Annotated in this window: 7 protein-coding genes and 1 pseudogene; 3 read left to right on the forward strand and 5 right to left on the reverse strand. The window is 60.5% G+C overall.

Features of this window, described 5'->3' with window-relative positions; translation table 11 throughout:
* The 5 genes from ACXJ7R_RS19500 to ACXJ7R_RS19520 form a co-directional block, all read right to left on the reverse strand.
* Window positions 1-920: mandelate racemase/muconate lactonizing enzyme family protein (locus tag ACXJ7R_RS19500; protein ID WP_457153276.1), on the reverse strand; the 920-nt coding region annotated here is incomplete at its 3' end.
* Between the two features lie 9 nt (window positions 921-929).
* Window positions 930-1,256, reverse strand: coding sequence for an NIPSNAP family protein (locus ACXJ7R_RS19505; RefSeq protein WP_457153277.1), 327 nt, complete (start codon window positions 1,254-1,256; stop codon window positions 930-932).
* A 107-nt stretch (window positions 1,257-1,363) separates the two neighbouring features.
* Complete coding sequence (locus tag ACXJ7R_RS19510; RefSeq protein ID WP_457153278.1) at window positions 1,364-2,722, reverse strand: mandelate racemase/muconate lactonizing enzyme family protein; 1,359 nt, start codon at window positions 2,720-2,722, stop codon at window positions 1,364-1,366.
* A 64-nt stretch (window positions 2,723-2,786) separates the two neighbouring features.
* On the reverse strand, window positions 2,787-3,953 hold the full coding sequence (locus tag ACXJ7R_RS19515) for a mandelate racemase/muconate lactonizing enzyme family protein (RefSeq protein WP_457153279.1): 1,167 nt from the start codon (window positions 3,951-3,953) through the stop codon (window positions 2,787-2,789).
* 54 nt (window positions 3,954-4,007) lie between these two features.
* Window positions 4,008-4,718 carry a GntR family transcriptional regulator gene (locus ACXJ7R_RS19520; protein WP_457153280.1) on the reverse strand — a complete coding sequence of 237 codons (711 nt, stop codon included), beginning with the start codon at window positions 4,716-4,718 and terminating at the stop codon, window positions 4,008-4,010.
* 214 nt (window positions 4,719-4,932) lie between these two features.
* On the opposite strand from ACXJ7R_RS19520, the gene ACXJ7R_RS19525 reads away from it, so the two are divergent.
* The 3 genes and pseudogenes from ACXJ7R_RS19525 to ACXJ7R_RS19535 form a co-directional block, all read left to right on the forward strand.
* Window positions 4,933-6,411 (forward strand): ABC transporter substrate-binding protein, encoded by a 1,479-nt coding sequence (locus ACXJ7R_RS19525; RefSeq protein ID WP_095087549.1) that lies wholly within the window; start codon window positions 4,933-4,935, stop codon window positions 6,409-6,411.
* Window positions 6,412-6,491: 80 nt separating this feature from the next.
* Window positions 6,492-7,451 carry a carbohydrate ABC transporter permease gene (locus ACXJ7R_RS19530; RefSeq protein ID WP_457153281.1) on the forward strand — a complete coding sequence of 320 codons (960 nt, stop codon included), beginning with the start codon at window positions 6,492-6,494 and terminating at the stop codon, window positions 7,449-7,451.
* Window positions 7,448-7,657 (forward strand): annotated as a pseudogene (locus ACXJ7R_RS19535) (carbohydrate ABC transporter permease); the annotation flags it as partial. The gene ACXJ7R_RS19530 and the pseudogene ACXJ7R_RS19535, both read left to right, overlap by 4 nt.

A 7,657-nucleotide genomic window follows, 5' to 3' on the forward strand; every position in this document is an offset into this window, starting at 1 on the left:
ATATAGGCGTGCTCGGCCACCCATTTGAGCTCGGCGATGCCTCCTATATCGGCGGGATCCGGACCGATGATACGGACCGCCTGCGTTTCGATCAGTTCCTTGAAGTTGTGACGCAGGTAGATCTGCTCTCCCGTGTGGATGGGCGTGGAGGTGGATGTGGTGAGTTCACGATAAGCCTGCGGATTGACCCACGGCACATAGTCGCCCGTCAGCATGTCCTCGAGCCACATCAGATTGTATTTTTCCACCGCCTGCGCGAAGCGGATGGCGTCGGGCAGGAACCAGCCGGGGCCGCAATCCAGTGCGAGCGAAACCTTGTCGCCGAGCACTTCCTTCATGGCGATGACGCAGTCGATCATATGCGCCATGCCGCGCTCGCTGATCTGCCCCTGGTCCATCGCGCCGTGATAGGTCGGCGGCTGCCGGACGCCGTAATGGAAGTCGGGTACGCTCGTCTTCATGTTGGAGTGGAAGCTGATGCCCTGCTTCACCATGAAGAAGTTCTGCGGCTGCTCCATCATCCATTTGACATCCGCCGCATAGTCCTCGGGCCTGTCGCCGGTCCTTTTTTTGCGGATGGAGCCGTTATAGACCCGCACCTTGTCGCGGACCTTGCCGCCGAGCAATTTGTAGACCGGAATGCCTGCCGCCTTGCCGGCGATGTCCCACAAGGCATGCTCGATTGCAGAGACAGCGGCGCCATAGGGCTTGAACGAGCCGCGCTGGCGGATCTTCAGCATGCAGCGTTCGACGTCGGTCGGGTCCTCGCCGATCAGCGCGTCGCGAAAATGCAGCACCCAGGGCTTGAGATAGGGCTTGGTGTACTCAACCTCGCCAAGGCCATAGAGACCTTCATCGGTGACGATGCGGACGATGGGGTGCTTGCCGATGACGGCGCAGCGCAGGTCGGTGATCTTCATGGCGCAGTCCTATTTCACAGACGAGAAAGCTGTCGGCGTGAGCAGCTGGCTGCTGATATTAGCAATGATCTGCCCGTCGCGCTCAGACTCGTCCCGAGCCCCGTGCCATCCCGGATCGGCGACGAAAGCCGCCCATTTCACCTCACGCTCGGCCAGCGATTCCCAGGCGAGGAAATAGGTGAGGCGATTGCTGTTTTCGCCGATAGCCGTGGTGAAAAACCCGGCTTGGCGGATGCCATGCCTCTCCCAGATGGCCAGCGTTTGGTCGGAAAAGCGCTTGAGCAAAGCCGGCAGCCTGCCCGGCAGGCAGTCATAGATACGCAGTTCGTAGATCATGGTTTCGTCCGTTTCTTTCTTCGCCTCTCCCTTGGGAGGAGGTCGACACGAATGGTCCGTCGTTGGCCCTGTGAGCCTGGGGGGGGAATGTGGGTATGGGGTCTGGGCTAACTCCAGGTCCGGTCCCAGCTATGTTCATTGTCCCATTGCTCGGTGGATTGCCATATCCCTGTGACACCGGGCTGCAGGTGTTGGCTGATGACTTCATCGACCACGTCGTCGATGCCCAGGCCCGGCTTGTCGGGCACTGTAATGAACCCGTCCTTGACCAGCGGCTTGGGCAAGCCGGTGACGATGTCGTCCCACCAGTCCACTTCCACGCTGTGATATTCGAGCGCCATGAAGTTTTCCGTGGCCACCGCGACATGCGCGGCGGCCATTGCCGCGATCGGGCTTTCCGCCATGTGAATGGCCATGGCGACGCCGTGGTCCAGCGCCGCGTCGCCGATCTTCTTGGTCTCGAGGATGCCGCCGGTGGTAAGCAAGTCCGGATGGATGACCGAAATGCCTGAGTTGAGCAGCGGCTCGAAGCCTTCCTTGAGGTAGATGTCCTCACCCGTGCAAATCGGCACGGACGTTGCCTCCTGCAACCGCCGATACTGGTCGGTGTACTGCCAGGGGATCACGTCTTCGAGCCAGGCTGGTGCGTATTTCTCGATCCGCCGGGCGAGACGGATGCCGTCCTGCAGCGAGACGTGGCCGACATGGTCGATGGCGAGCGGAATCTCATAGCCGATCACCTCGCGGACCTCGTGGATATATTGATCGAGCAGGTCGATGCCCTTTTCGGTGAAGTGGAGGCCGGTGAAGGGATGCGGCACGTTCTGCGCGTCGTAAGCGGCATTACGCGCCCGGCGCTCGTCCAGCGTGCCTCCTCGCCCGCGGCCGGCATGCGTGCGGAAACCGTCGAGCACGCCGGCAGGCGCGACGACCGCGCCTGGGATGTGGGAGATCTGCGCCAGCCCGAGGTCCATCTTGAGGAAGGTGAAACCGAGGTCCATCCGCGCCTTGAGCCKCCTTCCGGTCTCGGTGCCGCTGGGCTTCTCCGCGTCGGTGTCGCAATAGACTCGCACCTTGTCGCGGAACCGTCCTCCAAGCATCTGGTAGATCGGCACGCCGTAGGCCTTGCCGGCGAGGTCCCAGAGAGCGATCTCGATTGCCGAGACACCACCACCCTGCCGCCCGTGACCGCCAAATTGCTTGATGCGGCGGAACAGTCGATCGATGTCGCAAGGGTTCTCGCCAAGCAACCTACTTTTCAGCATCAGCGCATAGGTCGCGCTGGCGCCGTCGCGCACCTCGCCCAGGCCGACAATACCCTGGTTGGTGTAGATCTTAACGAGCGCCGAGGTGAACGGCGCGCCGACGATTTCGGCGACGCGCAGGTCGGTGATGCGCAGGTCGCTGGGCCTGGAATTCGTGTTCACCCGATTGAGCGCCCCGTCGGCTCCACCTGTCTTTGGCATGACTTATCCTCATTCTGGTCGGCGGGGTTTGTCGAAAGCACGCCGGGGCGGCATGGAGCGTTGCTTAGCCCAGCTCGATTTCGTTGGCCTGAAGGTAGTCGCGGTTCATCTCAACGCCGAGACCAGGCTTCGATGTCAGCTTGAGGCTGCCGTTCGTGACGTCGAGCGGTCTGTCAATGAGGTGATCGTATTTGCCCAGGTTCCACTCCGACGTTTCGAGTTTGTAGAAGTTAGGCACCGTCATCATCACCTGCGCTCCCGCAACCACGTTAATCGGCCCCGCGGCGTCGTGCGGCGAGACCGGGATGTAATAGGCTTCGCACAGGGCGGAAATCTTCTTCAGTTCGGTAATGCCGCCGGTCCAGGTGACGTCCGGCATGATGTAGTCAGCGAGCTTGTTCTCGAGCACCGGCACGAAATCCCACTTCGTGTGGCCGCGCTCGCCCCACGAGATAGCGGCACTGACCTTTTCACGCACCTGCTTGAGGGCATTGAGGCTCTCTGGCGGGCAAGGCTCCTCAAACCAGTCGATCTGGCCGGCTTCCTCAAGGCTCCGGCACAGGCGAATGGCGGTGGGAACGTCGAAGCGGCCATGCGCGTCGATCAGGATGTCGACATCGGGTCCCGCCGTTTCGCGGATCAGCGCCGTCAGTTCGGCCGCTTCGCGCTCGTCCTTGCGGGTCATGCTGCCGTCGAGGTAGCCGTCCCGCTGTTCGCGGGACAGGCCATCGGCGGTGCGCCCCTGATGGGGGAAAGGATCAAACTTGAGCCCGGTGTGTCCGGATTCGACGATGTCTCGAATTTCGCGGACCACGGCCTCCTTGCTGGTAAATTTGGCCTGGTTGGGATGGGTGTAGAGCGCGATTTCATCGCGTACCGGTCCGCCCAGCAATTCGTAAATCGGCTTGCCAAGAACTTTGCCCCGGATGTCCCAGAGGGCGATGTCGATGGCGCTCACGCATTCGACGGCAGCGCCGCGGCTGCCCATATAGGTGAAGCTGCGGAAAATCTTGTGCCACAGGTGCTCGATCCGCGCCGGATCCTCGCCGGTTACTGCGATGCCGATCTGCCGAAGGATCGTGCAGAGAGCGCGGTTGGCGAGCCTGGTGGTGGTTGTGATCTCTCCCCAGCCGCTCACCCCCTCATCGGTCGTCACTTCGACGAACAGGTACTCTCCCCAATATGAAGCATCGGACTTGATCAGCCACGGCCGAACGCTCGTGATTTTCATCTCTCAACTACCTTTATCTGATTGTCAGGCTAACGATGTTCCAGATGGGAGAGTCTATCCGGCCCGAGCGGCGTTGCGCGCACGCATCTGTTCGAGAACATGCCGGCCGGAACCCTCGACATGGCGGGAAATGAGGTCGGCGGCCTTGTCTGCCTCTCCCGCCTTCACGAGTGCGATGAGTTCGCGATGCTCGCGAAGGATTGCGGCGCGCCGTGCGAGGGTGAAATTGAATCGCCGGCTCACGGCCCGCAGCACCTCGCGATGCTTCCACCAAAGCTCGGCGGCATGGCGGTTATAGTGCCGCTGGTACATCACGGTATGAAAGGCGGTATCCAGCTCACTGTGCCTGAACGTGTCGGCAAAGTTGTTCTCTTCAATCAGACCTTGGATACGTTCGAGTTCGGCTATGTCTTCGACGGTCGCCATATTCACAAACCATCGCGTCAGGGCTGGCTCGATCAGGACTCCGATCTCGTAGATATCGCGGACAAAATCCTGATCTATGGGCCGGACTCGCGCCCCGCGGTTGGCGACAAAAGTGACGAAGCCCTCCCCGCGCAACAGCTGCAGAGCCTCTCGCACGGGGTTGGTCGAGGTGCCGTGGCGCCGGGCGAGATCGGTCACCACAAGCCGCTCGTTGGCTGCGAGGCGCCCCTCAATGATGTCTTCCCTGATCAGTTCATAAAGCGAGGCGCCCTCGCTGGAGGCCCCGATGGRATCAATCCCCGCGGGTGGCTCTGCTTTGAAATCGCTTGTTTCGGCCAAGGCCGGCTCCCCAATTCAATACACACTTTGATCGATATCACGCACGGTTTCCATAAACAATGTACGATTTATCGCGTTGACAGACAATCCATGATCTGAAAACGTACAAAGTGCTCGAAGGGATACACAGAACAGGAAGACGTTCCGCGATCGAACGAGCATGGACCGCTTGCCTCGAAGCAAAGCGGCATGGGAGAGAACCTGGAGGATACCTATGACGAGGATTACACTCGGCGGTGCCGTCCTGCGCGGCACTGTCTCCACTGCTTTAGTGGTATCGCTGTCCGCATCGGCGCTGGGTGCGCCGCCGGTCGATTTGAGCAAGTGGTCGCCGGAATATGTGCGTTCCATTGCGGGCACACAGGATTTTGATACGGCGGCCGATTGCGGCAAAGTCACCCCGCTCGACTACAAGGGGCGACTGACTTTCTGGTATCAGGGCGTGTTCGAGGGCGATCCCGACCTCCTGCGCCAGTACTACAAGGAATTCTTCGAGACCTTCCGCAAGACCTATCCAAACATCCAGCTTGAGGAACAGGCCCTCACCTACAACGACCTTCTTGACAAGTTCCGGACGGCGCTCCTGGGCAATGCCGCGCCGATGGCGGTCCGACTGCAAATCCTGGGTGGTACCGAGTTCGCCGCAAAGGGCTATCTGCAGCCGCTCAAGCCCGAGGATGTGGGGTATTCGACCGAGGATTTCTGGCCCGGCGCCATGAAGGCGGTGACCTGGGACGGGGTGACCTACGGCATTCCAACCAACAACGAGACGATGGCGTTCATCTGGAACGCCGACGTCTTCAAGCGTGCCGGCCTTGATCCGGACAAGGCTCCGGCGACCTGGGACGACGTGGTCAAATATTCCAAGCAGATCCACGACAAGCTCGGCATTTCCGGTTACGGCCTCGTGGCTCGCAAGAATGCCGGCAACACGCCGTACCGGTTCATGCCGCAGCTGTGGGCCTACGGCGGCGGCGTCTTCGACGAAGCCACCGCAAACCCGACCTACAAGGAGGTCGAACTCAATAGTCCCCAGAGCAAGGCGGCGCTGCAAGCCTCGTACGATATGTATGTTCGCGACAAGTCGGTTCCGGTGTCGGCACTCACCAACCAGCAGGCCGATAACCAGCCGCTGTTCCTCGCCGGCCAACTCGGCATGATGGTCTCGCACCCGTCCGACTACAACGTCATGCTAGACTTGCAGAAAAAGGCGACGGGCACCGACAAGGACAAGGCGCAGACCGTCATCGACAACATGCGCTACGGGCTGATTCCGACTGGCCCAGACGGCAAGCGCGCCGTTGTATTCGGCGGCTCGAACATTCACATCCTGAAGCCCGAATATGTCGAGGGCGGCAAGGTGGACGAGCCGGCTGCAAAGGCCATCATCTGCATGTGGACGAGCCCTGAATGGTCGCTGAAGATGGCCTACGCCGGGTCGAACCCGGGCAACCTCAACGGCTTCAAGACCAAATGGATGAAGGAACGTCTGGACAGCATCAAGTTCCTCGATGTCACGACGTCGATGCTGCCATACGGCATCCCGTTTCCAGCGCTGCCGCAGTCTCCCGAGATCATGAACATCATCGTCCCGGACATGCTGCAGAATGCCCTGACCGGAGCGATGACCGTCGATCAGGCAGCGGACGACGCGGCTGAAAAGGTGAAGAGCCTGGTGGAAGGCAAACTCTAGTTTGAACCTGGCTTACGATTCGACCGGCCTGCACCGACGGTGCAGCCGGTTCGTTCCAAGGAAAATAAGGGCGCGCCATAGTGACGATCGTGACCGGTAAGGCCGAGGCTCGCCGAAGATTGCAATCCGGTAGGTCCGGCGTGCTGCGGAGGGTATGGGAGCATCGCGCCGATTACGCCTACGTGCTCCCGGCGATCGCCGTGATGCTCATCGTCATCGCCTATCCGATCTATTACACAATCGAGCTGTCGTTTTTTAAGACGCCGCCAGGCCTACAGCTGCGCGACAAGATCTACGTCGGCTTCGACAACTACACGAACATCCTCACCAGTCCGGTGTTCTGGAAAGTCACCTGGAACACTATGATCTGGACACTGGCATCGACTTTCATCTCCTTCGTCCTGGGGTTTGGCTCCGCGCTGGCGCTCCACCGCGACTTTATCGGCCGCGGCGTCCTGCGCGCTATCCTGATCATTCCCTGGGTTATCAGCGCGGTCGCCGCTTCCTACATCTGGAAGTGGATCTACCATTCGGACTTCGGGGTCATCGGTGCGGTGCTGGTCGGTCTCGGATTGGCCGACCGGCCGCCGAATTTCATCGACAACGTCAGCACGGTGCTGCCCTCCCTGATCGTCGTCAATATCTGGCGCGAGTTTCCGTTTGCCATGATCATGATGATGGCTGGCCTGCAGACGGTCCCCGAACAGCTGCTGAGCGCCGCAAAAGTCGACGGGGCCAGTGCGTGGCAACGCTTCTGGCACGTTACCTTCCCGCATCTGAGCAGCGTCTCGACGGTGACCATCCTGCTGCTCGCAGTGGCCAACTTCAATTCCTTCATCATCCCCTGGATCATGACCGGCGGCGGGCCGTCCAACGCATCGCATATCTGGATCACCCATATTTATGAGCTCGCCTTCGGACGACAGCTATGGGGCGTGGCATCGGCCTACTCGGTGCTCCTGTTCCTCATCCTGATGACGCTGGGCTATTTCTATGTCCGTGCGCTAAGCGGCAACGAACGCAAAGAGGGGAGCGCATGAGCACGATTGCCGAAACAGCCTCTCGGGGTCAGACCCGTCGCCGCATGCGCGTCGACGGATGGCGGTGGGGCGGGCGCATCTTCCTTGTGTTCATGCTGCTTTACACCGCGTTGCCGATGATCTGGATGCTGCTCACTTCGATCAAGTCCGGCTTCGCGGCGATGCAATTTCCGCCGCAATGGTGGCCAGACGAGCCTACCCTTGCC

The sequence above is a fragment of the Mesorhizobium sp. P5_C1 genome, from assembly GCF_054049815.1.